The organism is Bacillus silvicola (assembly GCF_050524305.1).
Classification (GTDB): domain Bacteria; phylum Bacillota; class Bacilli; order Bacillales; family Bacillaceae_G; genus Bacillus_A; species Bacillus_A cereus_AT.
The window spans coordinates 1205001-1230702 of sequence record NZ_JBNGVC010000013.1; the positions used below are offsets into that span (position 1 = coordinate 1205001).

Consider the following 25702-nt stretch of genomic DNA (forward strand, 5'->3'; position numbering starts at 1 on the left):
TAGAGATACCTTGTTTTGTTGTAAAGAATAAGAACTGATCATCACCAAATTCACGAATTGGAATAATGGCGTTAATCCACTCACCCTTATCTACACCTAATAGGTTAATAATCGGTATACCTTTTGCTGTACGGCTATACTCTGGGATTTCATATCCTTTCGTACGGTATACTTTACCCTTATTAGTGAAGAATAAAATATGATCATGTGTAGAAGTAGTCAATAGATGCTCTACGAAATCATCATCATTCGTTCCCATTCCTTGCACACCACGCCCACCACGGTTCTGCGTTTTGTACGTAGAAGCTGGTAGCCTCTTAATATAACCGTTATGAGTTAACGTAATTGCAATGTTTTGCTCTGGAATCAAATCTTCATCTTCAATAAATTCCATGCCACCAATTGTAATTTCCGTTCGTCTCTTATCATTGAAGCGCTCTTTTACTTCCGTTAATTCTTCACGAATAATCTCAAGAACTTTCTCTTCATCTGCTAAGATTGCTTTTAATTCAGCAATTAACTTCATTAAGTCTTGATATTCTTGCTCAATTTTTTCACGTTCTAATCCTGTTAAACGTTGCAGACGCATATCTAAAATTGCTTGTGCTTGTTTCTCACTTAAACCGAAACGTTCCATTAAGCCTTGCTTTGCAATATCTGCTGTTTTCGAACTACGGATTAACGTAATAACTTCATCGAGATGATCTAGAGCAATACGTAATCCTTCTAAAATATGAGCACGCGCCTCTGCTTTTTCTAATTCATAAGCAGTACGTCGACGAATTACTACCTTTTGATGCTCCAAGTAATGATATAAATTTTGTTTTAAATTCAATACTTGTGGCTCTCCATTTACAAGAGACAACATATTAATACCGAAACTTGTTTGAAGTGCTGTATGTTTATATAGATTATTTAATAGTACATTAGCATTTGCATCACGACGTACTTCCATAACAATACGCATACCGTTTCGATCTGACTCATCACGTAAATCCGTAATACCTTCAATTTTCTTATCACGAACTAATTCTGCAATTTTTTCAATTAATCGCGCCTTATTAACTTGATAAGGTAGTTCAGTTACGAGAATAGATTGTTTACCATTTGACTTCTCTTCAATTTCAACTTTAGCTCGGAGCATAATAGAGCCTCTACCTGTTTCATACGCTCTTCGAATCCCACTTCGTCCCAAAATTAAACCTGCTGTTGGAAAATCTGGTCCCGGAATAAACTCCATTAATTCCGCAATAGTAATGTCGGGATTATGGCTTAGCGCCAATACGCCATCAATTACTTCACCAAGTTGATGCGGCGGAATGTTTGTTGCCATACCAACTGCAATACCCGTCGTACCATTCACTAATAAATTAGGGAAACGCGCTGGCAATACAATTGGCTCTCTTTCAGAACCATCATAGTTATCTTGATAATCAATCGTATTTTTTGAAATATCACGTATTAATTCCATAGAAATCTTAGACATTCTTGCTTCTGTATAACGCATTGCTGCTGCCGAATCACCATCAACAGAACCAAAGTTACCATGCCCATCAACAAGCATATAACGTTGACTAAAATCTTGCGCCATACGTACCATCGTCTCGTAAACAGCTGAATCACCGTGCGGGTGATACTTACCGATTACTTCACCGACAATACGCGCTGATTTCTTATACGCTTTATCAGCTGTAATCCCTAAATCATTCATCGCATACAAAACCCTACGATGCACAGGTTTTAATCCATCACGAACATCTGGTAATGCACGAGATACGATAACACTCATTGCGTAATCTAAAAACGAGGTACGCATTTCATGACTAATATTAATTTCTCGAATTCGTGCTTGTTGTTGATTGTCTGACATCAACGAGCACCTCCTCTTACATTTCCGTTACACATACATTGATTTATATGTAGAAGACAGGAATACTTAGATTCCTGTCATTACTCATTTAAATATCAAGGTTTTTCACGTATTTTGCATTTTCTTGGATAAAGTTACGACGTGGCTCTACTTTATCTCCCATTAAAATTTCAAATGTTTCATCTGCTTCAATTGCATCTTGAAGAGAAACTTGAAGTAATGAACGTACTTCCGGGTCCATTGTCGTCTCCCATAACTGAGTTGGATTCATTTCCCCTAGACCTTTATAACGCTGAATCCCTGGCTTAGGTTGAGCTGGTAATTCCGCTAAGATTTTTTCAAGTTCCTTATCGTTGTAAGCATATTGAATTTTCTTACCTTGTTGTACTTTAAACAAAGGCGGCTGTGCGATATATATATATCCACACTCAATTATTTGACGCATATAACGATAGAAGAACGTTAATAATAGGGTACGAATATGTGCACCATCAACATCGGCATCGGTCATAATAATAACTTTATGATAGCGTGCTTTCTCAATATCGAAGTCTCCGCCGATATTTGTACCGATCGCCGTAATAATTGTACGAACTTCATCATTTGATAAAATCTTATCTAAGCGTGCCTTTTCAACATTAATAATTTTACCCTTCAACGGTAAAATTGCTTGGAAATGACGATCGCGCCCTTGTTTTGCAGATCCACCCGCAGAGTCACCCTCTACGATATAAATTTCACTAATTGCTGGATCTTTAGAAGAGCAGTCTGCCAATTTCCCTGGTAAACTTGAAACTTCTAAAGCACTCTTTCGGCGAGTTAACTCACGAGCCTTTTTAGCTGCTACACGTGCACGCGCTGCCATCGTCCCTTTATCTATAATTTTACGTGCAACATTGGGATTTTCCAGTAAGAACTTTTCAAATGCCTCTGAGAATACTGACTCTGTAATTGTTCTTGCTTCACTATTTCCAAGTTTCGTCTTCGTTTGTCCTTCGAATTGTGGATTCGGATGTTTAATTGACACAATCGCTGTTAAACCTTCACGAACATCTTCACCAGTTAAATTACTATCCGCATCTTTTAAAATATTATTTTTACGACCATAATCGTTGATCACACGTGTTAGGGCAGTTTTAAATCCTACCTCATGTGTACCACCTTCATACGTATGAATATTATTTGTAAATGAGTAAATATGATTTGTATATCCTTCGTTATATTGAAGTGCAACTTCAACCTGAATACCATCTTTTGAACCTTCTACATATACAGGTTCTTCATGAATTGGTTGTTTTGAACGATTTAAATGTTCAACATACGATTTAATTCCACCTTCATAGTGAAACTCTTTCTTTTGCTTATGTTCACGCTTATCTTCAATTGTTAATTTAATATTACGATTTAAAAATGCCAACTCACGCATACGAGTCGCTAACGTATCAAATTCATATTCTGTCGTCTCTTTAAAAATCTCTGGGTCCGGCTTAAAGCGAGTTATTGTTCCAGTTTTATCTGTATCACCGATGACTTTTAAATCTGCAACTGGAATACCTCTCTCATACTTTTGGTAATGGATTTTCCCATCACGATGTACAAATACTTCTAGTTCTGTTGATAAGGCATTTACAACAGATGCACCAACACCATGCAAACCACCAGAAACCTTATAACCGCCACCGCCAAATTTACCTCCAGCGTGAAGGACAGTCATGATAACTTCTACTGCAGGGCGTCCCATTTTTTCTTGTATACCAACTGGAATACCACGTCCATTATCCGTTACAAGAATACTATTATCTTCTTCAATACTAACGTTGATTTCATCGCAATACCCCGCTAAGGCTTCATCGATACTATTATCGACAATCTCCCATACAAGGTGGTGAAGTCCTTTTCCACTTGTAGTACCAATGTACATACCCGGACGTTTCCGAACTGCCTCTAGTCCTTCAAGTACCTGTATCTGACTTTCATCATATGCATTTTCTTGCATTTGCTTTTGTTCCATTGACACAAAGATCACCTACTTTTCCATTTAAACAGGGATTATGCCCTGTCCATTTCACAATCTACCGTGCCGTTCATTACATGAATTGTTTTCGCTTCTTTTAATGTTTCGTGTTCAATTCCGTCGACACTCGTCGTTGTCACAAATGTTTGCACTTTTCCTTGAATTGTATTTAACAGATGTGATTGACGATAATCATCTAATTCTGATAATACATCATCCAATAAAAGAATAGGATATTCCTTAACTTCTGAGTAAATCAATTCAATTTCAGCTAATTTTAGGGACAGTGCGGTCGTTCGTTGTTGTCCTTGCGAACCAAAGACTTGAACATTTTTACTATTAACGAAGAATTGTAAATCATCACGATGAGGACCAATTAAAGTTGTACCACGGAAAATTTCACGTTGTTTCACAGATTGAAAACTTTCATAGTATACTTCTTTTATTTTCGACAAATCCATTGATTCTGATACATCTAGGCTTGGTTTATAGACGATTTCTAATTCCTCTAATCCCCTGCTAATCCCGCGATGTATCGGCGCAGCCCATTCTTGTAGTAAATTCAAAAACTCAAAACGTTTTCGCAATATTTTTGCACCATGCTCAATGAGTTGAAGTGTAAATACATCCAACATCGTTTCCTCATTTTTACTATTCCCTTGCATCTTTTTAAGCAAGTGATTTCGTTGCGTGAGCACTTTTTGATATTGGCTTAGTTCATACAAATAAATGGGCGCTATTTGTCCTAGTTCCATATCTAAAAAGCGTCTTCTTACTTGAGGGCTTCCTTTTACAAGATTTAAATCTTCTGGGGCAAACATCACAACGTTCATTTCACCAATGTATTGGCTTAACTTTTGTTGTTCAAGTTGATTTAGCTTTGCCTTTTTACCTTTTTTGGAAATATTTAATTCTAAAGACAAAGAACTATTTCTTTTTTGTAATCTACCTTTGATTTGACCGTAATCCTCATCCCATCGAATAAGCTCACGATCATTAGAGGTTCTATGAGATTTCGCCATCGCTAATACATAAATGGCTTCCATCAAATTTGTTTTCCCTTGTGCATTTTCACCAATAATTACATTGACCTTGTCCTCAAAGGAGAGCTCTAATTTTTCATAATTGCGATAGTTTTTTAATTGTATTTCTGTAATAAACAAAGGGATCCCCCTTTATGCCTGAACTTGGAAAGTTCCACTTCCCGGAATTTCAATAATATCATTCGCATATAACTTGCGACCTCTTCTATTCTCAAGTTCTTGATTCACGTACACTTCATATTCTTGTAAGAACCATTTCACAGCCCCGCCCGTATCAATTACATCGGCTAGCTTTAAAAATTGTCCTAGTGTAATGTATTCTGTTGAAATTTTAATACTTTTCATAAAAATCGCTCACTTTCTGAAAGTGTTCATTCTTTCATTGTACTAAATAAACTAGCATTAGGAAAGCAATACCCTAAAATCAAATAAGGGTCACTAGTACCTTTAAACTAGCAACCCTCAACCCTTACTTAGTAAGTACGTACCGGTAAAATTAATTGGATGATGGAATCATCATTCACTGTACGAATCAAAAACGGCCTCATCGCCCCAGTAAAGCTAATTTTAATTTCTGTACTATCTAAAGCTTTTAATGCGTCCATCATATATTTTGCACTAAAAGATATTTTTAATTCTTCTCCATCTACGTTTTCACATTGAACTTCTTCTACTACTTTTCCGATTTCTGGTGAATTTGAAGAAATCTCAAGCATTTGTTGTTCTAATGTCGATAATTTAACAACATTGTTACGACCATCTCTTGCTAATAGCGAAGCACGATCAATTGCTTGTAAAAATTCTTTTGTATTCACAAAAATATCTGTCTTACTCTCGGCTGGAATTAAACGTGTTGTATCTGGGTAGTTACCTTCTAACAATCTCGAGAAGAATAATAAATGTTTTGTACGGAATAATACTTGATACTCCGTAATAACGATATCTACCATTTCTTCAGATTCATCTAGGATTTTACTTAATTCATTTAAGCTCTTACCAGGAATAACGACATTGGCTTGAAATTCATCAGCAATATTATGCCCTTCAATTTTTGCTTTACGAAGCGCTAGTCTGTGACTATCTGTTGCAATGCAAGTTAACTCGCTGTTATATACTTTCCAGTTTACACCTGTCAAGATGGGCCTTGTTTCAGAAGTTGAAACTGCAAATACTGTTTGCCTAATCATATGTTTAAGTAAATCTGTTGGAATCTTAAATACATGATGTTCTTCAATCTGAGGTAGTAACGGATATTCAGCTGAATCTAAACCATTTAAATTAAACTCTGATTTTCCAGATTTTATTTTTGTCATAAAATGATTTTCCACAGAAATTTCAACAATTTCTTTAGGTAATTTTTTTACGATCTCACTAAAGTATTTTGCTTGTAAAACAATACTTCCTGATTGTTCAATTTCAACAACTTCTTTTCCAGCATCTTCGACTGGGATAAATGATTCGATAGAGATATCTGCATCGCTACCTGTTAAAGTAACTCCTTCTTCAGTTGCTACAACCTTAATTCCTGTAAGAATTGGAATTGTTGTACGAGAAGAAACTGCCTTCATTACATCTTGTACACCTCTTACAAGATAGTCTTTTTGTATTGTAAAACGCATAACGAAAAACCTCCGGTAAGTATAAGATTTTATTTATTTAATAAAGATAAAAAAATAGTAGTAATAGTAATAGGGCTTGTGGATATGTGGATAACCCCATTTAAAGATGTAAAAACAGTCTATCTACATGTGGATAGACTGTGCGTAAAATAAGGTAAGTTATTCACACTATTCAGCTACTACTACTTTAAAATATCATTAATTTCTTCGACGTGTTTTTGTAATTGAGTATCCGTTTTTAATAGCTTCGAAATTTTTTCGTGAGCATGGATTACTGTTGTATGATCGCGGCCACCAAATTCTTCACCTATTTTTGGTAAAGATGAGTCCGTAAGTTCACGTGATAAATACATTGCGATTTGGCGAGGGAATGCAACGGATTTTGTACGTTTTTTTGCTTTGAAATCTTCTAATTTTACTTGATAGACGCCCCCAACGGCCTTTTGAATATCAGAAATAGAAATAATTCTAGGTATAGAGTTTGGAATAATATCTTTAAGTGCTTCAGCTGCTAAATCAGCATTAATATCTTTATTAATTAAAGATGAATAAGCTACAACTCGAATAAGTGCACCTTCTAACTCACGAATGTTAGAATCGATCTGATTTGCAATATAAAGCATAACCTCATTCGGTATATCAAGGCCTTCTGCTTTTGCTTTTTTACGTAAAATTGCAATTCTAGTTTCTAAATCTGGTGGCGTAATATCCGTAATTAAACCCCATTCAAAGCGAGAACGAAGGCGATCTTCTAAAGTTGGGATTTCTTTTGGTGGTCTATCACTTGAAATCACGATTTGTTTACTTTCTTCATGTAACGCATTAAATGTGTGGAAAAACTCTTCCTGTGTTTGTTCTTTTCCAGCAAGAAATTGAATATCATCTATCAATAAGACATCTACATTACGATATTTATTACGAAAATCGACAGCTTTATTATCACGAATTGAGTTAATGAATTCATTTGTGAATTTTTCAGATGATAAATATACAACTTTTGCATTCGGGTTGTGTTCAATTACATAATGCCCAATTGCGTGCATTAAATGTGTTTTTCCAAGTCCAACGCCCCCATAAATAAAGAGCGGATTATAAGCTTTAGCTGGCGCCTCAGCTACAGCTAAAGAAGCAGCATGTGCAAAACGATTACCAGAGCCAATAACAAATGTATCAAATGTATATTTTGGATTTAACATGCTCTGTGGTAAATGAGTAGAATCGTCTTGTGCTCGATTTTTTTTAACAGAAGGGAGATCTATATCCTCTTCCGCCTGACTTTGGGGAATAATAAAACGAATAGCTAGTTTTGCCCCTGTTAAATCATAAAGTGTTTCGGAGATTAGTTCCGAATAATGGGATTCTAGCCAGTCACGAGCAAATTCATTTGGAGCTGTAATAGTTAATACATCTTTTTTCAAGTTATGAGCGGTTGTTGATTTTAACCATGTTTCATAACTTGGCTTGCTTACCTTTTTTTCTAATTCTTTCAAGGCACTATTCCATAAATCAGAGATATTTTCCAAAGGTGTCCCTCCTTTACAAAGATGGTAAAAGAATAAGGTTGCGCAACAATTGTACAACCCATAAGTATTTTAAATGCATATTTATACGAAACGTATTTTAAAATATAAAAACGTTGTTTGTATCCGAGATAGAGTTTTCGACAAAAAAACAAATGTGGACAACTATTTACCCACATGTGATTTAAACTGTCCACATGTTATACACAAATTGTGGATAAAATAAAGATGTGGAAAACTTATTCAAAGTGAAAACACAACTATAATATCAAAAAACAGTAGCTATAGCAATGAATTTAAGAAAGTTATCCACAAAATCAATACCTTGTGGAATAAACTTGTCCACAACACGATATACTGTGTAAAAGTAAAAAAAGAGTTTGTGGATACAAAAAAAGAGAAAATATATTTATCCACAAGGAAATATAGGGGCTGTGAAAAAGTCTGTGAATAGGTTCAAAATGAATATTTGATGAAAATTTCAAGAACCATTGACATTTTCCTAGTTGATTTACTATAATTTATTAGACTGTCTTTAACAGATATTCCTCAGGGAGGTGTCATATAATGAAAAGAACTTACCAACCAAATAAACGTAAGCGCAGCAAAGTACATGGTTTCCGCAGCCGTATGAGCACAGCGAACGGACGTAAAGTGCTAGCAGCTCGTCGTCGTAAAGGAAGAAAAGTATTATCTGCGTAGACCACTGATCGTTCAGTGGTCTTTTTTTCTAATAATAATGAATTTCCGCTGATGAAATACAGGAGTGTCAATTGATATGAAGAAAAAAAATCGTATAAAAAAGAATGATGAATTTCAGGCTGTTTTCCAAAAAGGACAGTCGAATGCTAATCGTCAGTTTGTTGTATACCAATTAAATAAAGAAAAACAGCCATACTTTCGCATCGGCCTTTCTGTTAGTAAGAAAATAGGAAATGCAGTAGTTCGTAATCGAATTAAGCGTATGATTCGCCAAGCGATTATGGAATTAAAAGATGAGATAGATTCTGGAAAAGATTTTGTTATAATAGCAAGGAAGCCTTGTGCAGAGATGACATATGAAGAAGTAAAGAAAAGCTTAATTCATGTCTTTAAACGCTCTGGTATGAAAAGAATAAAAAAGTAGCGTAAGGAAATGAATTACACTATATACATACCGATACAAGGAGGAGTAGGCTTTGAAAAAGAAACTAGGTTTACTAGCCATGGTTGTTGCATTAATGGCAATTGCTACTGGTTGTAGTGAAACGGGTCAGCCGATTACGCCAAATAGTACTGGGATTTGGAACGAATATTTCGTATATCCACTGTCTCAGTTAATCACGTATTTTGCAGAATTATTCGGTAAGAATTATGGTTTAGCAATCGTTGTTACGACTCTTATTATTCGTTTTGCATTATTACCATTAATGATTAAACAAACGAAAAGTACGAAGGCAATGCAAGCGTTACAACCAGAAATGGTAAGATTAAAAGAGAAATATAGCTCTAAAGATCAAGCAACACAGCAAAAACTACAACAAGAAATGATGCAGTTATATCAAAAAAATGGTGTAAATCCATTAGCAGGATGTTTACCAATTTTTGTTCAGATGCCTATTTTATTCGCGTTTTATCATGCGATTATGAGAACATCAGAAATTAGTAAGCATACATTCTTATGGTTTGATTTAGGACAGGCAGATCCTTACTATATCCTTCCAGTTGTTGCGGCTATTACGACCTTTATTCAGCAAAAACTTGCAATGGCAGGGACAGCTGGACAAAACCCGCAAATGGCAATGATGATTTGGCTTATGCCAATCATGATTTTAGTCTTTGCAATTAACTTCCCAGCAGCATTATCACTATACTGGGTAGTTGGTAACATCTTTGGTATTGCTCAAATGTATTTGATCAAAGGGCCTGAAATTAAGGCTAGTAAGGCAGGAGGATCAAGCAAGTGAGTATAATTACTGCTAAAGGACAAACAGTCGAGCTGGCAGTACAAGATGCTTTAAGACAATTAAATGTTTCGAAAGATCGAGTAGATATAAAGATTATTGATGAGGGTAAGAGGGGATTCCTGGGTTTATTTGGGAATCGCCCCGCTATAGTAGAAGTTGTAGTGAAGAAAGATCCCATCCAAGAGTGTGAAGAATATTTGAAAAATGTTATTCGCAATATGGGTGTGGAAGTTGAGATTAGAAAAGTTGTAAAAGGCCGCGAAGTGGAATTTACAATTTATGGTGAAAATGTAGGTGTTTTGATTGGTAAAAGAGGAAATACCTTGAATTCTTTACAGTATTTAACAAAACTTGTGGCGAATCGTAATACAAAGCAATATATTGGCATCACACTAGATGCTGAAAATTATCGTAGTAAAAGAAAAATTACGTTAGAATTGCTTTCTTATCGATTAGCAAAACAAGCAGTAAGTACGAAAAAAAGAGTTATGTTGGAACCTATGCCATCTTTTGAACGAAAGATTATTCATCAAGCATTATCTAATCATCAAAATATCATTACAACTTCTGAAGGAAAAGAACCACATCGATATGTTGTAATATCTTCCAAGTGACCGGTGACTCAATTGAGTGCCGGTTTTTTTTGAGGCGAAAACAAATGTGGATAACTAAAAAACACTAAACTTATCCACTGTTAATAAGTTTAGTGTTTTTTACATGAGGACATAATAAAATGAGTTATTATTCTTTTGCAGATAGGTTCGTTATGGTATCCTAATAATTTAGTGACGTAAAAAAATCATGTTGAAATAGAGATAAATAAGCAAGTGAGGTGAAAGGACATGGAATTCGATACAATTGCCGCAATTTCCACAGCTCTTGGGGAAGGTGCAATTGCCATTGTTCGAGTAAGTGGGGATGATGCGATTGAGAAAGTCGATCGTATTTTTAAAGGGAAAGATTTAACACAGGTTGATTCTCATACAATTCATTATGGTCATATTGTCGATTTAGATACAAATCAAGTAATTGAAGAAGTTATGGTATCGATTATGCGTGCACCTAGGACTTTTACGCGTGAAAATATAGTAGAAATCAACTGTCATGGTGGACTTGTTTCGGTAAATAAAGTATTACAGCTTATTTTAGCACAAGGAGTACGTTTGGCAGAGCCTGGTGAATTTACGAAACGTGCTTTTTTAAATGGGCGTATTGATTTATCACAAGCGGAAGCTGTTATGGATTTAATCCGTGCAAAAACAGATCGTGCTATGAACGTGGCAATCAACCAAATGGAAGGGCGATTATCTAAATTAATTGGTCGCCTGCGTCAAGACATATTGGAAACGTTAGCCCATATTGAGGTAAATATAGATTACCCAGAATATGATGATGTAGAAGAGATGACGCATAATATCTTAATTGAGAAAGCTACACATGTTCGTGCTGAAATTGCAAAAATATTAGAGACATCGAAGCAAGGAAAGATTTTACGTGAAGGTATTGCTACTGCGATTATTGGTAGACCTAACGTTGGAAAATCATCGCTATTAAATAGTCTCGTTCAAGAGAAAAAGGCAATCGTAACTGATATTGCAGGAACAACGAGAGATGTTATTGAAGAGTACGTTAATGTGCGTGGTGTACCACTTAAACTTATAGATACAGCTGGTATTCGTGAAACAGAAGATGTTGTTGAACGAATTGGTGTAGAGCGTTCAAAAGAAATGATGAGCCAAGCCGATTTAGTGTTAGTTGTAGTCAATTATAGTGAAGCTTTAACGAATGAAGATGAAGAACTATTCCGTGCCGTACAAGGAAAAGACTTCATTATTATTGTCAATAAGACAGATTTATCGCAAGAAATTGATATGGAACGTGTTACAGAGCTAGCTGCAGGAAATCGTGTTATTACGACGTCTTTAATTGAGGAGCAGGGAATTGATGAGCTTGAAAAGGCGATAGCTGATTTATTCTTTGAAGGAGCAATTGATTCTGCAGATATGACATATGTTTCTAACACGAGACATATTGGATTATTAACACAAGCAGGAACGACAATTGGAGATGCAATTGAAGCGATAGAAAATGGTGTTCCAATCGATATGGTACAAATTGATTTAACAAGAACGTGGGAAATACTTGGTGAAATTACTGGTGATACCGTCCATGAAAGCCTAATTGACCAGTTATTCTCTCAGTTTTGTTTAGGAAAATAATAAAGCGAAGCAACGTTTTAGAAAGATAGAGATTATTAGGAGGAATAAACAATGGGATACAATGCCGGTTCATACGATGTCATAGTAATCGGTGCAGGTCATGCAGGATGTGAAGCTGGTCTTGCGGCAGCACGAATGGGCTCAAACACCTTAATGTTAACAATTAACTTAGATATGGTAGCATTCATGCCATGTAACCCTTCTGTTGGTGGACCAGCAAAAGGGATTGTTGTTCGTGAAATTGATGCATTAGGCGGAGAAATGGGACGCAATATTGATAAGACACATATTCAAATGCGTATGTTAAATACGGGTAAGGGACCAGCTGTACGTGCGCTTCGTGCACAAGCTGATAAATTCTCTTACCAACATGAATTAAAGAAAACAATTGAAGAAACACCAAACTTAACGTTGTTTCAAGGCCTGGTAGAGCGTTTAATTGTTGAAGATGGTGTATGTAAAGGGGTAATTACACAAGCTGGTGCTGAATACACAGCGAAAACAGTTGTAATTACAACTGGAACATTTTTACGCGGTGAGATTATTATGGGAGATTTAAAATATTCAAGCGGTCCAAATAATCAGCAACCATCTATTACTTTATCTGAACATTTAGAGGAACTTGGTTTTGATCTTGTTAGATTTAAAACAGGTACGCCTCCGCGTGTAAATAGTAATACGATTGATTACAGTAAAACAGAAATCCAACCAGGTGATGACAAGCCACGAGCTTTCTCTTTTGAAACGACAAAATTTATTATGGATCAAATTCCATGTTGGTTGACGTATACAAGTACAGAAACACATCGTTTAATAGATGAAAACTTACATCGCTCAGCTATGTATTCTGGTATGATTAAAGGAACAGGGCCTAGATATTGCCCTTCAATTGAAGACAAGGTAGTTAGATTTAATGATAAACCACGTCATCAAATTTTCTTAGAGCCAGAAGGACGTAATACACAAGAGGTATATGTTCAAGGGTTATCGACAAGTTTACCAGAAGATGTGCAACGTGACATGCTTAGAACAATCCCTGGTCTAGAAAATGTTGAAATGATGCGTACAGGTTATGCAATTGAATATGATGCAATTGTACCAACTCAATTATGGCCGACACTTGAAACGAAAAAAATTAAAAATTTATATACAGCAGGACAAATTAATGGAACTTCTGGTTATGAAGAAGCAGCAGGACAAGGGCTTATGGCTGGGATTAATGCAGCGTGTCGTTCTTTAGGTAAAAAAGAAGTTATTTTAGGTCGTGCTGATGCTTATATCGGTGTCTTAATTGATGACCTTGTAACGAAAGGTACAAATGAACCATATCGTTTATTAACGTCTCGTGCAGAATATCGCCTATTATTACGTCACGATAATGCTGATCTTCGTTTAACTGAAGTTGGTCGTGAAATTGGCTTAATTAAAGAAGATCGCTATGAGCGATTTACAAATAAAAAGTTACAAATTGAACAGGAAAAGGAACGTTTAGGGAGCATTATTATTAAACCACGTCCTGAAGTTCAAGAATTAATTCGTAGTATTGGCGGAAGTGAATTGAAAGATGGAATACGTGCAAGTGACTTATTACGTCGTCCAGAGGTGACATATGAGCATATTCATCTTTTAGTACCAAGTGAAGTAGCGTTAAGTGATGAAATTACGGAACAAGTTGAAATTCAGACTAAGTACGAAGGATACATTGAAAAATCTTTACAGCAAGTAGAGCGTATGAAGAAAATGGAAAACAAAAAAATTCCTGTGGATATTGATTATGATGCGATTTCTAGCCTTGCCTCAGAAGCGAGACAGAAATTGAAAGATGTTCGTCCACTTTCAATGGGGCAGGCTTCACGTATTTCTGGCGTAAATCCAGCTGATGTTTCCATTTTGCTTGTGTATATCGAACAAGGAAAAATTGCACGAGTATCGAACCAATAAATAGTAAGGAGATATTGCTAGATGAACATAGAACAATTTCAATCTATGCTAGAAGAGAAGGGTATCACCCTCTCTTCTAGACAATTAGAGCAGTTCAAAATCTACTTTGAAACGTTAGTAGAGTGGAATGAAAAAATGAATTTAACAGCTATTACGGAGAAGGAAGAAGTATACTTAAAACACTTTTTTGATTCTATTACAGCTGCTTTTTATTATGATTTTTCGAAACCATTCTCTATTTGTGATGTTGGCGCAGGAGCTGGATTCCCAAGTATCCCGCTGAAAATCTGTTTCCCGCATTTAAAAGTAACAATTGTAGATTCATTACAAAAACGTATTAATTTCTTAAATCACTTAGCGCAAAAATTAGAGTTAAGTGATGTTGCATTTTGTCATGATCGTGCTGAAACATTTGGGAAAAAAGAAGGTGTACGTGAATCATACGATATTGTAATGGCACGTGCAGTTGCGCGTCTTTCTGTATTAAGTGAGCTATGTTTACCGCTTGTAAAAGTTGGAGGAACATTTATTGCAATGAAAGGCGCTGCAGCTAATGAAGAAATCGAAAATGGTAAGTATGCTTTAGAGGTGCTAGGCGGGGAATTAAAAGAAATGTCTACATTCCAATTACCATTTGAGGAAAGTGAACGTAATATTTTATTAATCGAGAAAAAGCGCAAGACACCAAAGAAATATCCACGCAAACCGGGAACACCCAATAAATTACCTATTGAAAAATAAATCTTATTAGACGTAAGATTGAATTATATAAATGAAAACGTAAATGTTTCATAGGAAACATTTTATGGAGAATAGTCAATAGGCCTAAAAGGTGGTGGAATATGTATGAAAAATACGTTTTCTCGTTTATTTGGCTTTGGAGATAAAGAGAGCGAATTCGAATTACAAGAGGAAAGCCATGAAGAAATAGATAAAAAGGTATATGAGGAAATACAAGAAATCCCGATAGTAAATATTACCCCTAACCGTTATCAACCACGAACAGTTTTCGATGATGCACGAATCGATGAACTAGCATTAACGATTCGTACTCATGGGCTTATCCAGCCGATTGTCGTGAGGCAATATGAGGATGATAAGTACGAGATTATTGCTGGAGAAAGACGTTTCCGCGCAGCAACGAAGCTAGGGTGGGAAAAGGTTCCTGCAATTATAAAGAACTTAAATGATACAGAGACAGCTTCTGTAGCGCTAATTGAAAATTTGCAACGTGAGGAATTAACAGCAATCGAGGAAGCTGTGGCATATCAAAAGCTGATTGAGTTACATAATTTAACACAAGAAGCATTGGCACAACGACTTGGAAAAGGGCAATCCACAATCGCAAATAAGTTGCGATTATTAAAGTTGCCTGAGGAAATAAAAAGTGCGTTATTAGAAAAAACTATTACAGAACGTCACGCTCGTGCTCTCATTCCTTTAAAAAATGAGGAATTACAACTGAAGGTTTTACAAGAAATTGTGGAAAAACAACTGAATGTAAAGCAAACAGAAGAACGAATTGCAAAATTACTAGAGGAAGCAAAACCGAAGCGTAAAGCAAAGCAAAAAGCTGTAAGTAGAGATACGAGAATTGCTATGAATACAATTAGGCAGTCATTACAAATGGTTACTAATAGTGGTTTAAATGTTAATTCTGAGGAAGAAGAATTTGATGAGTACTATCAAATTACGATTAAAATTCCGAAGAAAAAATAATAATGGCGTGTTAGAGACCTTATCCTAGTGGAGAGGTCTCTTTTACTATATTTTCTTGTTAATGAAGAAGGAGTTTAGAAATAAATTTTGAAGTTTAATAAGGACGTAAAAGAAAAGCTTTTATTTCATGTTACAATAAACGTAATTGTTACTAGAATAAGATAGAAAGGTTGAAAGTAGGTGACATCATGGGAAAAATCATTGCTATTGCTAATCAAAAAGGCGGTGTTGGAAAAACAACAACATCTGTTAATTTAGGGGCTGGATTGGCGCAAGTAGGTAAAAAGGTCCTTCTCGTAGACATTGATGCTCAAGGAAATGCCACGACTGGTGTGGGAATTGAAAAATCCGAATTAGATCAATGTATTTATAATGTTCTGGTGGAAGATGCAGATGTTCAAGGAGTTATACGGAAAACCGCAACTGAAAACTTAGATGTTCTACCCGCTACAATTCAATTGGCCGGTGCTGAAATTGAATTGGTACCGACTATTTCCCGGGAAGTACGTTTGCAAAGGGCATTACAGCCAGTTCGTGATGAATATGATTATATTATTATCGACTGTCCCCCATCCTTAGGGTTATTAACGATTAATGCATTAACAGCAGCAGATTCAGTTATTATTCCTGTTCAGTGTGAATATTACGCACTAGAAGGATTAAGTCAGCTATTAAATACAGTTCGACTTGTGCAAAAACATTTAAATAAAAATTTAGCAATCCAAGGTGTATTGTTAACGATGTTGGATGCCCGTACAAATTTAGGGATTCAAGTTATAGATGAAGTGAAAAAATACTTTAGGGATAAAGTATACCGTTCGATTATTCCTCGAAATGTGCGCTTAAGTGAGGCGCCAAGTCATGGGAAACCGATTATGCAGTATGACGCTAAATCAAGAGGAGCAGAAGTATATATAGATTTAGCAGAGGAAGTGATTGCAGGTGGCTAAAGGATTAGGAAGAGGAATTAATGTGTTTTTTCCTGATTTGGATGTGAAGGAAGAAGAAACGATTCAGGAGATTATAGTAACTGAATTAAGGCCGAATCCATATCAACCACGTAAGCATTTCAATAAAGAAGCAATTCAGGAATTGGCGGCTTCTATTAAAGAACATGGCATATTGCAACCATTAATCGCTAGAAAGAGTATTAAGGGATATGAAATTGTTGCAGGTGAAAGAAGATATCGTGCTGCTAAAGAGGCTGGACTTGAAAAGGTGCCTGCTGTTGTAAGGCAATTAAACGAGCAGCAAATGATGGAATTTGCTTTGCTTGAAAACCTACAACGAGAAGATTTAAATCCTATGGAAGAGGCAATGGCATATCAGATGTTAATGAATGAGCTAAATGTAACGCAAGAACGATTAGCGAAACGTCTTGGTAAAAGCAGACCTTACATTGCAAATTATACTCGGTTATTAAGCCTCCCTTCGTTCGTACAAGATATGATTGCAAATGGTCAACTTTCAATGGCTCACGGTAGAACCTTACTTACGATAAAAGATGAAGAACAGCTGAAGTCTTTATTGAAACGAATCGAAAAAGAAGGATTAAATGTTCGCCAATTAGAAAAAATTGTCCAAGAGATTAATCAAAGCGTTTCACGTGAAACAAAACAGATAAAAAAAGAGCGAAATATATTCTTCGTAGAGCGCGAAACGTTCTTAAGAGAAAAGTTTGGTACAGATGTAAAAATTAAAGAAACAAAAAAAGAAAAAGGTAAAATTGAAATTGAATTTTTCAATAAAGAAGATTTAAATCGTATTTTAGAATTATTAGCACAGAAAAACTAAAAAGCAAACCATCTTATTATTTAGAGATGGTTTGCTTTTTTTAACGTAGATAATTTTTGGTCCGTTTCTTTGATACTTTGTGCGATTACATCAGCCATTTTCATGACTAAACTTAACCTTGTATTTTGAAGAACGAAAAACTCCATAAAACCATTTAGATTGACGATGCCATGTATATGCAAATCACCAACTGCAGGTAATTTCTTATTCATCGCAGCTCCAGGTTTACTAGGTCCCATTCCGGTAGTGATTGAACCGATACTTTGAGATTTTCCTAAGCATGCATCAACAGCAATTATAAAAGAAGTAGGATTTCCTTTCTGTATATTCTGAATTTTCTCTTCTAAATTTAACGCATGTATTGGTTCATCTAGTGTGCCGAATACTTGGAAGTTCTTAATTTCTACTTGTTCCAGTTTTGTACCGACTAATGGACCGAGTGCGTCACCGGTGGAACGATCCGTCCCAATACAAACGAGAATAAGTGGTGTATTAGTTCTAATAGGGATATGGGAAAGTAGGAAATTACTGATTGTCTCGGAGGCTTCTAAGTCTTGATGCATAACATTTTGAGTTTCTTTTTCGAAAAAAGGTAAGCGAAAACTTCCAATATTCATGAAGCACCCATCCTTTTAATAAATTTTCAAAATATGTTATACGTTGAGTAAAATGGAAAACTATAAGTGCGTACTTTTTGCAAAATGTGAGTGAAAACGGAAATAATAGTACTAGTATATATATATTCGCTCCATTTTATACCTGGATAGAAGTTAACAAATGGAATTAAAGTCATAAAATTTTTTCAGAAATCAGAGAGACTTCTGATACAATAAGAAGGATAACTAAAAAGAAATTTTAGCTGGAGAGGTAGAGGTACATGGATTTAGCGTTGAAATGGTTTGAGTCTATTGATTGGACGAATATAGGTGTAAAATCACTACAAATAGTCGTTATTTTAATACTTGGTGCAATCGTTGTGCGAGTTGCAAGGGCAATTGTACGAAATGCGTTTCGTATGGGAAGTCGCTCGCCAATTCAAATTTCAGAACGTCGTACAGTTACAGTAGCGAAGTTACTTGAAAATATTGTGGCATACGTTGTTATGTTTATCATGTTAATTGCGATTTTAGGCGTGTTCAATATTAATGCATCAGGTCTATTAGCTGGTGCTGGGGTCATTGGTTTAGCAGTCGGATTTGGTGCTCAAAGTTTAGTGAAAGATGTCATTACAGGACTATTTATTTTGTTAGAAGATCAGTTTTCAGTAGGTGACTATGTAAGAATTGGTCAGTTTGAAGGAGTCGTTTTAGAAATTGGACTGCGTACGACAAAAGTAAAGAGTTGGACAGGTGAAATTCATACTTTGCCAAACGGAAGTATCATTCAAGTTACTAATTTTTCAGTCAGTAATAGCGTGGCATTCGTTGATGTATCTATTTCGTATGAGGCTGACATAGCAAAAGCAGAGCAAGTAATTGAAGAGTTATTAGTAGAATTACCTGCAAAGTACGAGAAGATGGTAACAACACCTCAATTGTTAGGTGTACAAACATTAGCTGCATCAGAAGTTATATTACGTGTTATTGTTGAAGTGGAGCCAATGCAACATGCAGTTATTGCAAGAGCCCTTCGTAAAGAAATTAAAAATCGTCTAGATTTACATGGAATTGAAATTCCATATCCACGTATGGTTTTATATAATCGTGAAGAATTGGTTAGTGAAAAAGCAATTTAGTATAGAGAGGGGTTTGGAGAGTGGAGCAAAAGCAATATAACTTGTACGATGTTGTGGAAATGAAGAAGGCCCATCCATGTGGTGTAAATCGCTGGAAGATTATTCGTATGGGAATGGATATCCGCATTAAGTGCGAGGGATGTGACCATTCGGTAATGATTCCTCGAAGAGAGTTTGATCGTAAGGTAAAAAAAATACTTGTGAAGCATGAAGAATAGAGAGAAAGTAACAGTTGCAGTGGGCAATTGTTACTTTTTTTCGTTTGGAGGAAACTTGTCATTTTTTTCGTTACTATCTATAATGATGAAAGATTGAGACATAGGAGTGAAAAATATGGGATTAACGGCTGGGATTGTTGGATTACCTAACGTAGGAAAGTCCACTTTATTTAATGCAATTACACAAGCAGGAGCAGAATCTGCGAACTATCCATTCTGTACGATTGACCCAAACGTAGGGATCGTAGAAGTACCAGATGAGCGTTTAAATAAATTAACGGAATTAGTAGAACCGAAAAAAACTGTTCCGACTGTATTCGAATTTACTGATATTGCAGGTATCGTAAAAGGTGCAAGTAAAGGTGAAGGATTAGGAAATAAATTCTTATCTCACATTCGCCAAGTAGATGCAATTTGCCAAGTTGTTCGTTGTTTTGAAGATGAAAACATTACACACGTTTCAGGGAAAGTAGATCCAATTGATGATATTGAAACAATCAACTTAGAACTAATCTTAGCGGATTTAGAATCAGTTGATAAACGTATCGAGCGTGTCGCGAAATTAGCAAGACAAAAAGATAAAGAAGCAGTATATGAGCATGAAATTTTAGTGCGTTTAAAAGAAGCTTTCGAAGAGGGAAAACCAGCTCGTACTGTTGAATTTACAGAAGAGCAAATGAAGATTGTTAAAGGCCTTCATTTACTTACAACGAAAGAAATGCTATACGTAGCAAACGTAAGTGAAGATGATATTATGGATCCTTCTGAAAATAAATATGTACAAATGGTAAAAGAATTTGCTGCAAATGAAAATTCTCAAGTTATCGTTGTATGTGCAAAAATCGAATCAGAAATCGCTGAGTTAGACGAAGAAGAGAAAAAAGTATTCCTGGAAGAATTAGGTATTGAAGAATCTGGTTTAGATCAGTTAATTCGTGCTGCATATGACTTATTAGGACTTGCTACTTACTTCACAGCTGGTGTGCAAGAAGTGCGTGCATGGACGTTTAAACAAGGTATGAAAGCACCACAATGTGCTGGCGTAATTCATACAGACTTTGAGCGTGGATTTATTCGCGCAGAAACAGTTTCTTATGATGATTTAATGACAAACGGTTCTATGACAGCTGCAAAAGAAGCTGGAAAAGTACGTTTAGAAGGAAAAGAGTATATCGTAAAAGACGGAGATGTTATGCACTTCCGCTTTAACGTTTAATTTAATATTTCCTAGGAAAAATAAAGATATGAACTTGGCAAATATATTATATGTTTGCCAAGTTTTTTACGTATTGGTGAGTTGATTCATATAACTTACTATGATATAATCTAAACTCGTGAGTAATTACTATAAATTAATTGCTCCTTGCCCATTATGGGCCGTTTAGACCAAAAGGAGGTGAAAGTGTAATGAGAAAGTACGAAATTATGTACATCATTCGTCCTGGCGTTGAAGAAGAAGCTCAAAAAGCTTTAGTTGAACGTTTTGCAGGTGTTTTAACAAACAATGGTGCAGAAATCATTAACACGAAAGAGTGGGGTAAGCGTCGTTTAGCTTACGAAATCAACGACTTACGTGAAGGTTTCTACATGATCTTAAACGTGAACTCTAACTCAGAGGCGATTAACGAATTCGACCGTTTAGCTAAGATCAACGAAGATATCCTTCGTCATATCGTTGTTAAAGAAGAAGAAAAATAATTGATATATAAGGGAGAGTGGTTCGATTGATGAATCGTGTTATCCTCGTTGGTCGTTTAACTAAGGACCCTGACTTACGTTACACGCCCAATGGTGTTGCAGTAGCTACTTTTACGTTAGCTGTGAATCGCGCATTTGCGAATCAACAAGGTGAGCGTGAAGCTGACTTTATTAATTGTGTAATATGGCGTAAACAAGCAGAAAACGTGGCAAATTATTTGAAAAAAGGTAGCTTAGCAGGCGTAGACGGACGTCTTCAAACTCGTAATTACGATGGACAAGATGGTAAACGTGTATATGTAACAGAAGTTCTTGCGGAGAGCGTACAATTTTTAGAGCCGCGTAATGGCGGTGGGGAGCAACGTGGTTCATTCAATCAGCAACCATCAGGAGCTGGTTTCGGTAACCAAAGCTCTAACCCATTTGGTCAATCTAGTAATTCAGGTAACCAAGGTAATCAAGGTAACTCTGGATTTACGAAGAATGACGATCCATTTTCGAATGTTGGTCAACCGATTGACATTTCGGACGACGATTTACCATTTTAATGGTATGAATCGGCTATTTTTAACAAAGAATGGAGGGAATAGACATGGCAGGACGCAAAGGTGGACGTGCGAAGCGTCGTAAGGTGTGTTTCTTCACATCTAACGGCATCACTCGCATTGACTATAAAGATGTTGATTTATTAAAACGTTTCGTTTCTGAGCGTGGTAAAATTTTACCTCGTCGTGTAACAGGAACAAGCGCAAAATACCAACGCAAACTTACAGTTGCAATTAAACGTGCTCGTCAAATGGCACTTTTACCATATGTTGGTGAATAATAGCGTATGAAATGCACAGTAGAGTCGGACTCTACTGTGCATTTTGCTATGCTTTTCTTTTTGAAAGAGAGGTTAAAATGTGAAAAAAGCAAGGTTTATTACCGAAGGCGCAGCGTTATTGGCTGTATATGCAATGTTATTGCTGATATCTATGTATGTTCCGATTTTAGGCACAGTTGCAATATTTGCGTTGCCGTTACCATTTATATTATTAACAGTAAGACATAAACTATCTAATGTGCTCGTAATTTTTGTAGCGGCGCTTTTTGTTACAGTTATCGTGAGTCAACCGATTAGTCTCATAAAGACAGTGATGTTTGGATTAATAGGTATTGTATTAGGATATATGTATAAAAAAGGGAAAAAACCAGTGGAGATATTGATAGCTGGAACACTTGCATATTTAATTGGTATGATGCTCATTTATGTGGGAAGTATAAAGTTCTTTAACATAGATTTAATGAAGCAAATGCAAAATATGTTTAGTGAAAGCATCGCGCAAAGTGAAAAAATAGCAAATGCGGCTGGTATGCCAGTTAGTAAAGAACAAAAAGAGTTATTTGCACAAATGAACGATATATTACAAACGTTATTTCCAAGTATACTTGTGCTAGTTTCTGTATGTTTTTCTTGGATCACAGTGATAATATCAGGTAGTGTTTTGAGAAAGTTAAAGTACGACGCGACACCTTGGCCTAAATTTAAAGATATACAATTGCCAAAGAGTATTGTCTGGTATTACGTCATGTTTATTTTGCTATCAACTTTCATGAAAGTTGAACCAACATCATATTTGCATATGGTATTTGCTAATCTACATGTAATCTTTGCCTTGCTACTTGTATTGCAAGGATTAACGTTTATCACTTTTTTAGCACACAAAAAAGGTTTTACGAAAGGCGTTCCTATTATTAGTTTTATTGTATGTATGTTTATTCCAATGCTGTTTCCTCTTGTGACAATCTTAGGTATAATTGATTTAGGGATTTCATTGCGTTCTAAAATGCAATGAAAAACAAAGGGGTAAAATAGCATTTTTATGCTATTTTAAGGTGTTTAATCTGTTTAACTAACTAGAAATTGTGTTGGTTTTACGTTATAGGAGTTGTATACATGCCTGAATTTTATAAGAAACAGTGGTTTTTATATCCTGTTTACGTATTGGCATTTTTTGTTTTGGTGCTAATCTCGATTCTTTGTTATTTTCACTTAATTATGGGGATAGCCGCCTTTTTTATTTTTAGCATCGTTTTCTTTTTAGTTATACGATTTGAACTTAACTTTCAAAGGAATTTTGAAAAGTATACGACAGATATGATTACTAGGGTAAAAAAAGTGAGTAACGAAGCATTCAACCAGATGCCAATCGGTATATTGTTATACAATAAAGAGTATGGGATTGATTGGGCAAATCCTTACTTGTCTTCATGTTTGGGGCAACACGCATTAGCTGGGTGGCATCTGTACGATGTATCAGAAACATTACTCCTTTTTATTAAAGGAGAGACTTCGGACGATATAGTATCTTTAAATAGTCGAAAGTTCCGTGTTTTTGTAAGGAAAGAAGAAAAACTAATTTATTTTTTTGATGTAACTGAGCAAACAGAGATTGAAAAAATGTATGAGGATCAGCGTACGGTTTTAGCCGTTATTTATTTAGATAATTATGATGAAGTTACACAAGGATTAGATGATCAATTACGTACGAATATAACAAGCCTTGTCACGTCACGTCTAAATGAATGGGCTGTTAAGTATGGTGCTTATTTAAAACGTGCATCTTCAGAGAGGTTCTTCGTTGTACTAAATGAAAGTATTTTAGCGCAAATGGAGAAAGGTAAGTTTAACATTTTAGATCAAGTGCGTGAAGAAACATCCAAAAGGAATATACCACTTACATTAAGTGTAGGTGTCGGATCGGGTGATATGCCTTTATCAGAGCTTGGAGCAATGGCTCAATCTGGTTTAGACCTTGCGCTTGGACGTGGTGGAGATCAAGTAGCTATTAAACAAGCGACAGGTAAAGTTAAATTTTACGGCGGTAAAACGAATCCGGTCGAAAAGCGCACTCGTGTACGTGCTAGAGTTATTTCGCATGCGTTAAAGGATTTAGTATTAGAAAGCAGTAATGTCATTATAATGGGGCATAGAGCTCCTGATATGGATGCGATTGGTGCAGCGATTGGTATTTTAAAGGTAGCGCAATTAAATGAGCGCAAAGGATATATTGTGTTAGACGAAAATGATTCGGATAAAGGAATCAAACGTTTGATGGATAAAGTGAAACAAAATGAAGAGTTATGGTCACACTTTATTACACCAGGGCAAGCGATGGAATTTGCAAATGATGATTCATTACTTGTTGTTGTTGATACGCATAAACCTTCGATGGTGATGGAGGAAAAACTGTTACATAAGATTGAAAATGTAGTGGTTATTGACCATCATCGCCGCGGGGAAGATTTCATTGAAGATCCATTGCTTGTTTATATGGAACCGTATGCTTCTTCAACAGCAGAGCTTGTTACAGAATTACTTGAGTATCAACCGAAAAATTTAAAGATGACAATGTTAGAAGCAACGGCATTGTTAGCTGGTATTATTGTTGATACGAAAAGTTTTACATTCCGTACAGGCGCTCGCACATTTGATGCAGCTTCTTATTTACGCTCGCATGGTGCAGACACTGTACTTGTACAAGAGCTTTTAAAAGAAGACATGAATCAGTATTTACGAGTTGCAAAAGCCATTAAAAATGCGTACATTTATAAAAATGGAATTGCGATTGCTAAAGTTGATAGCGATGATTATTATGATCAGGTGCTTATTGCACAATCAGCGGATACGTTATTGACGATGACAGGTATCATTGCATCATTTGTTATTGCGAAACGCGGAGAGAATTTCATTGGGATTAGCGGCAGGTCTTTAGGTGAATTGAATGTACAGCTAATCATGGAGAATTTAGGAGGTGGCGGGCATTTGACAAATGCAGCCACACAAATGAAAAATGTTACAGTAGATGAAGCTGAGGAGAAGCTTCGATTTGTTATTGATGACTATTTACAGGGAGGCACACAATCATGAAAGTAATTTTTCTAAAAGACGTAAAAGGTAAAGGTAAAAAAGGAGAAATAAAAAACGTACCAGACGGTTATGCAAATAATTTCTTATTAAAACAAGGATTAGCTGCGGAAGCAACAAACAGCAGTATGAAAACTTTAGAAGCTCAAAAACGCAAAGAAGAAAAAGATGCAGCAGCAGAGCTTGAGAATGCAAAAGAGCTGAAAGAAACTTTAGAGAAATTAACTGTGGAACTGAAGGCGAAATCTGGAGAAGGTGGCCGTTTATTTGGTTCTATCACAAGCAAACAAATCGTAGACGCAATGCAAAAATCACACAAAATCAAACTTGATAAACGTAAATTTGAAATGGATGATGCAATCCGTGCATTAGGTTATACAAATGTGACTGTGAAATTGCATCCGCAAGTAACAGCAAAAGTAAAAGTTCATGTTAGTGAACAATAAAAATAAATTA

General features: G+C 35.8%; 26 protein-coding genes (1 of these 26 running past the window's edge). 19 read left to right on the top strand and 7 right to left on the bottom strand.

Annotation, left to right across the window (positions count from 1 at the left end):
• The 6 genes from gyrA to dnaA all read right to left on the bottom strand — a co-directional run.
• A protein-coding gene (gene gyrA, locus ACP6L7_RS28415; protein ID WP_097831345.1) for a DNA gyrase subunit A crosses the window boundary here: on the bottom strand, window positions 1-1870 show its 5' portion. Its footprint begins 602 nt before the window's first position; 1870 of the gene's 2472 nt are visible here — the first part of the coding sequence; the start codon lies at window positions 1868-1870; the stop codon falls past the left edge of the window.
• An 88-nt stretch (window positions 1871-1958) separates the two neighbouring features.
• Entirely contained in the window at window positions 1959-3881 is a 1923-nt protein-coding gene (gene gyrB, locus ACP6L7_RS28420) for a DNA topoisomerase (ATP-hydrolyzing) subunit B (protein ID WP_097831346.1), read from the bottom strand.
• 38 nt (window positions 3882-3919) lie between these two features.
• Complete coding sequence (gene recF / locus ACP6L7_RS28425; RefSeq protein ID WP_097831347.1) at window positions 3920-5047, bottom strand: DNA replication/repair protein RecF; 1128 nt, start codon at window positions 5045-5047, stop codon at window positions 3920-3922.
• 12 nt (window positions 5048-5059) lie between these two features.
• Complete coding sequence (yaaA, locus tag ACP6L7_RS28430) at window positions 5060-5272, bottom strand: S4 domain-containing protein YaaA (RefSeq protein WP_000835828.1); 213 nt, start codon at window positions 5270-5272, stop codon at window positions 5060-5062.
• Window positions 5273-5400: 128 nt separating this feature from the next.
• Window positions 5401-6546: a DNA polymerase III subunit beta gene (gene dnaN, locus ACP6L7_RS28435; RefSeq protein WP_071744229.1), complete on the bottom strand. Its 1146-nt coding sequence runs from the start codon at window positions 6544-6546 to the stop codon at window positions 5401-5403.
• A 182-nt stretch (window positions 6547-6728) separates the two neighbouring features.
• Window positions 6729-8069, bottom strand: coding sequence for a chromosomal replication initiator protein DnaA (gene dnaA / locus ACP6L7_RS28440; RefSeq protein WP_097831348.1), 1341 nt, complete (start codon window positions 8067-8069; stop codon window positions 6729-6731).
• 564 nt (window positions 8070-8633) lie between these two features.
• Between dnaA and rpmH the strand changes: the two genes are divergently transcribed.
• The 10 genes from rpmH to spo0J all read left to right on the top strand — a co-directional run bounded on the left by rpmH (window position 8634) and on the right by spo0J (window position 17685).
• The gene (rpmH, locus tag ACP6L7_RS28445) at window positions 8634-8768 is read left to right on the top strand and encodes a 50S ribosomal protein L34 (protein WP_000831901.1); all 135 of its coding nucleotides are present in this window, start codon (window positions 8634-8636) and stop codon (window positions 8766-8768) included.
• A 76-nt stretch (window positions 8769-8844) separates the two neighbouring features.
• Window positions 8845-9192, top strand: a complete 348-nt coding sequence (gene rnpA, locus ACP6L7_RS28450; RefSeq protein ID WP_071744227.1) for a ribonuclease P protein component — start codon at window positions 8845-8847, stop codon at window positions 9190-9192.
• A 52-nt stretch (window positions 9193-9244) separates the two neighbouring features.
• Window positions 9245-10012 (top strand): YidC family membrane integrase SpoIIIJ, encoded by a 768-nt coding sequence (gene spoIIIJ / locus ACP6L7_RS28455; protein ID WP_071744226.1) that lies wholly within the window; start codon window positions 9245-9247, stop codon window positions 10010-10012.
• Window positions 10009-10626, top strand: a complete 618-nt coding sequence (jag, locus tag ACP6L7_RS28460) for an RNA-binding cell elongation regulator Jag/EloR (RefSeq protein ID WP_097831349.1) — start codon at window positions 10009-10011, stop codon at window positions 10624-10626. Before spoIIIJ ends, jag begins: the two co-directional genes overlap by 4 nt.
• A 228-nt stretch (window positions 10627-10854) precedes the next feature.
• The gene (gene mnmE / locus ACP6L7_RS28465) at window positions 10855-12231 is read left to right on the top strand and encodes a tRNA uridine-5-carboxymethylaminomethyl(34) synthesis GTPase MnmE (RefSeq protein WP_098361819.1); all 1377 of its coding nucleotides are present in this window, start codon (window positions 10855-10857) and stop codon (window positions 12229-12231) included.
• Window positions 12232-12282: 51 nt separating this feature from the next.
• Window positions 12283-14172: a tRNA uridine-5-carboxymethylaminomethyl(34) synthesis enzyme MnmG gene (mnmG, locus tag ACP6L7_RS28470; protein ID WP_097831351.1), complete on the top strand. Its 1890-nt coding sequence runs from the start codon at window positions 12283-12285 to the stop codon at window positions 14170-14172.
• Between the two features lie 21 nt (window positions 14173-14193).
• Window positions 14194-14913 (top strand): 16S rRNA (guanine(527)-N(7))-methyltransferase RsmG, encoded by a 720-nt coding sequence (gene rsmG, locus ACP6L7_RS28475; RefSeq protein ID WP_001019628.1) that lies wholly within the window; start codon window positions 14194-14196, stop codon window positions 14911-14913.
• Between the two features lie 105 nt (window positions 14914-15018).
• The gene (noc, locus tag ACP6L7_RS28480) at window positions 15019-15891 is read left to right on the top strand and encodes a nucleoid occlusion protein (protein WP_097831352.1); all 873 of its coding nucleotides are present in this window, start codon (window positions 15019-15021) and stop codon (window positions 15889-15891) included.
• A 188-nt stretch (window positions 15892-16079) separates the two neighbouring features.
• Window positions 16080-16841, top strand: coding sequence for a sporulation initiation inhibitor protein Soj (soj, locus tag ACP6L7_RS28485; protein WP_000516117.1), 762 nt, complete (start codon window positions 16080-16082; stop codon window positions 16839-16841).
• Window positions 16834-17685 (top strand): stage 0 sporulation protein Spo0J, encoded by an 852-nt coding sequence (spo0J, locus tag ACP6L7_RS28490; protein ID WP_097831353.1) that lies wholly within the window; start codon window positions 16834-16836, stop codon window positions 17683-17685. Before soj ends, spo0J begins: the two co-directional genes overlap by 8 nt.
• Before the next feature lie 20 nt (window positions 17686-17705).
• Here spo0J and yyaC read toward each other — a convergent pair whose 3' ends face one another.
• Window positions 17706-18302, bottom strand: coding sequence for a spore protease YyaC (gene yyaC, locus ACP6L7_RS28495; protein WP_097831354.1), 597 nt, complete (start codon window positions 18300-18302; stop codon window positions 17706-17708).
• Between the two features lie 260 nt (window positions 18303-18562).
• Between yyaC and ACP6L7_RS28500 the strand changes: the two genes are divergently transcribed.
• The 9 genes from ACP6L7_RS28500 (at window position 18563) to rplI (ending at window position 25692) form a co-directional block, all read left to right on the top strand.
• On the top strand, window positions 18563-19420 hold the full coding sequence (locus ACP6L7_RS28500; RefSeq protein ID WP_071744219.1) for a mechanosensitive ion channel family protein: 858 nt from the start codon (window positions 18563-18565) through the stop codon (window positions 19418-19420).
• Window positions 19421-19440: 20 nt separating this feature from the next.
• Window positions 19441-19638 carry a DUF951 domain-containing protein gene (locus tag ACP6L7_RS28505; protein ID WP_000436055.1) on the top strand — a complete coding sequence of 66 codons (198 nt, stop codon included), beginning with the start codon at window positions 19441-19443 and terminating at the stop codon, window positions 19636-19638.
• Window positions 19639-19753: 115 nt separating this feature from the next.
• The gene (ychF, locus tag ACP6L7_RS28510) at window positions 19754-20854 is read left to right on the top strand and encodes a redox-regulated ATPase YchF (RefSeq protein WP_000524664.1); all 1101 of its coding nucleotides are present in this window, start codon (window positions 19754-19756) and stop codon (window positions 20852-20854) included.
• Window positions 20855-21045: 191 nt separating this feature from the next.
• The gene (gene rpsF, locus ACP6L7_RS28515; protein ID WP_001233782.1) at window positions 21046-21336 is read left to right on the top strand and encodes a 30S ribosomal protein S6; all 291 of its coding nucleotides are present in this window, start codon (window positions 21046-21048) and stop codon (window positions 21334-21336) included.
• A gap of 26 nt (window positions 21337-21362) precedes the next feature.
• A complete protein-coding gene (gene ssb, locus ACP6L7_RS28520; RefSeq protein ID WP_000981963.1) occupies window positions 21363-21884 on the top strand; it encodes a single-stranded DNA-binding protein in 522 nt (173 codons plus the stop codon).
• 44 nt (window positions 21885-21928) lie between these two features.
• Window positions 21929-22162: a 30S ribosomal protein S18 gene (gene rpsR / locus ACP6L7_RS28525; RefSeq protein WP_000918874.1), complete on the top strand. Its 234-nt coding sequence runs from the start codon at window positions 21929-21931 to the stop codon at window positions 22160-22162.
• A 79-nt stretch (window positions 22163-22241) separates the two neighbouring features.
• Window positions 22242-23174, top strand: coding sequence for a YybS family protein (locus tag ACP6L7_RS28530; RefSeq protein WP_430529540.1), 933 nt, complete (start codon window positions 22242-22244; stop codon window positions 23172-23174).
• Window positions 23175-23275: 101 nt separating this feature from the next.
• Window positions 23276-25249: a DHH family phosphoesterase gene (locus ACP6L7_RS28535; RefSeq protein WP_097831355.1), complete on the top strand. Its 1974-nt coding sequence runs from the start codon at window positions 23276-23278 to the stop codon at window positions 25247-25249.
• A complete protein-coding gene (gene rplI, locus ACP6L7_RS28540; protein ID WP_000864222.1) occupies window positions 25246-25692 on the top strand; it encodes a 50S ribosomal protein L9 in 447 nt (148 codons plus the stop codon). Before ACP6L7_RS28535 ends, rplI begins: the two co-directional genes overlap by 4 nt.
• Window positions 25693-25702 lie beyond the last annotated feature (10 nt).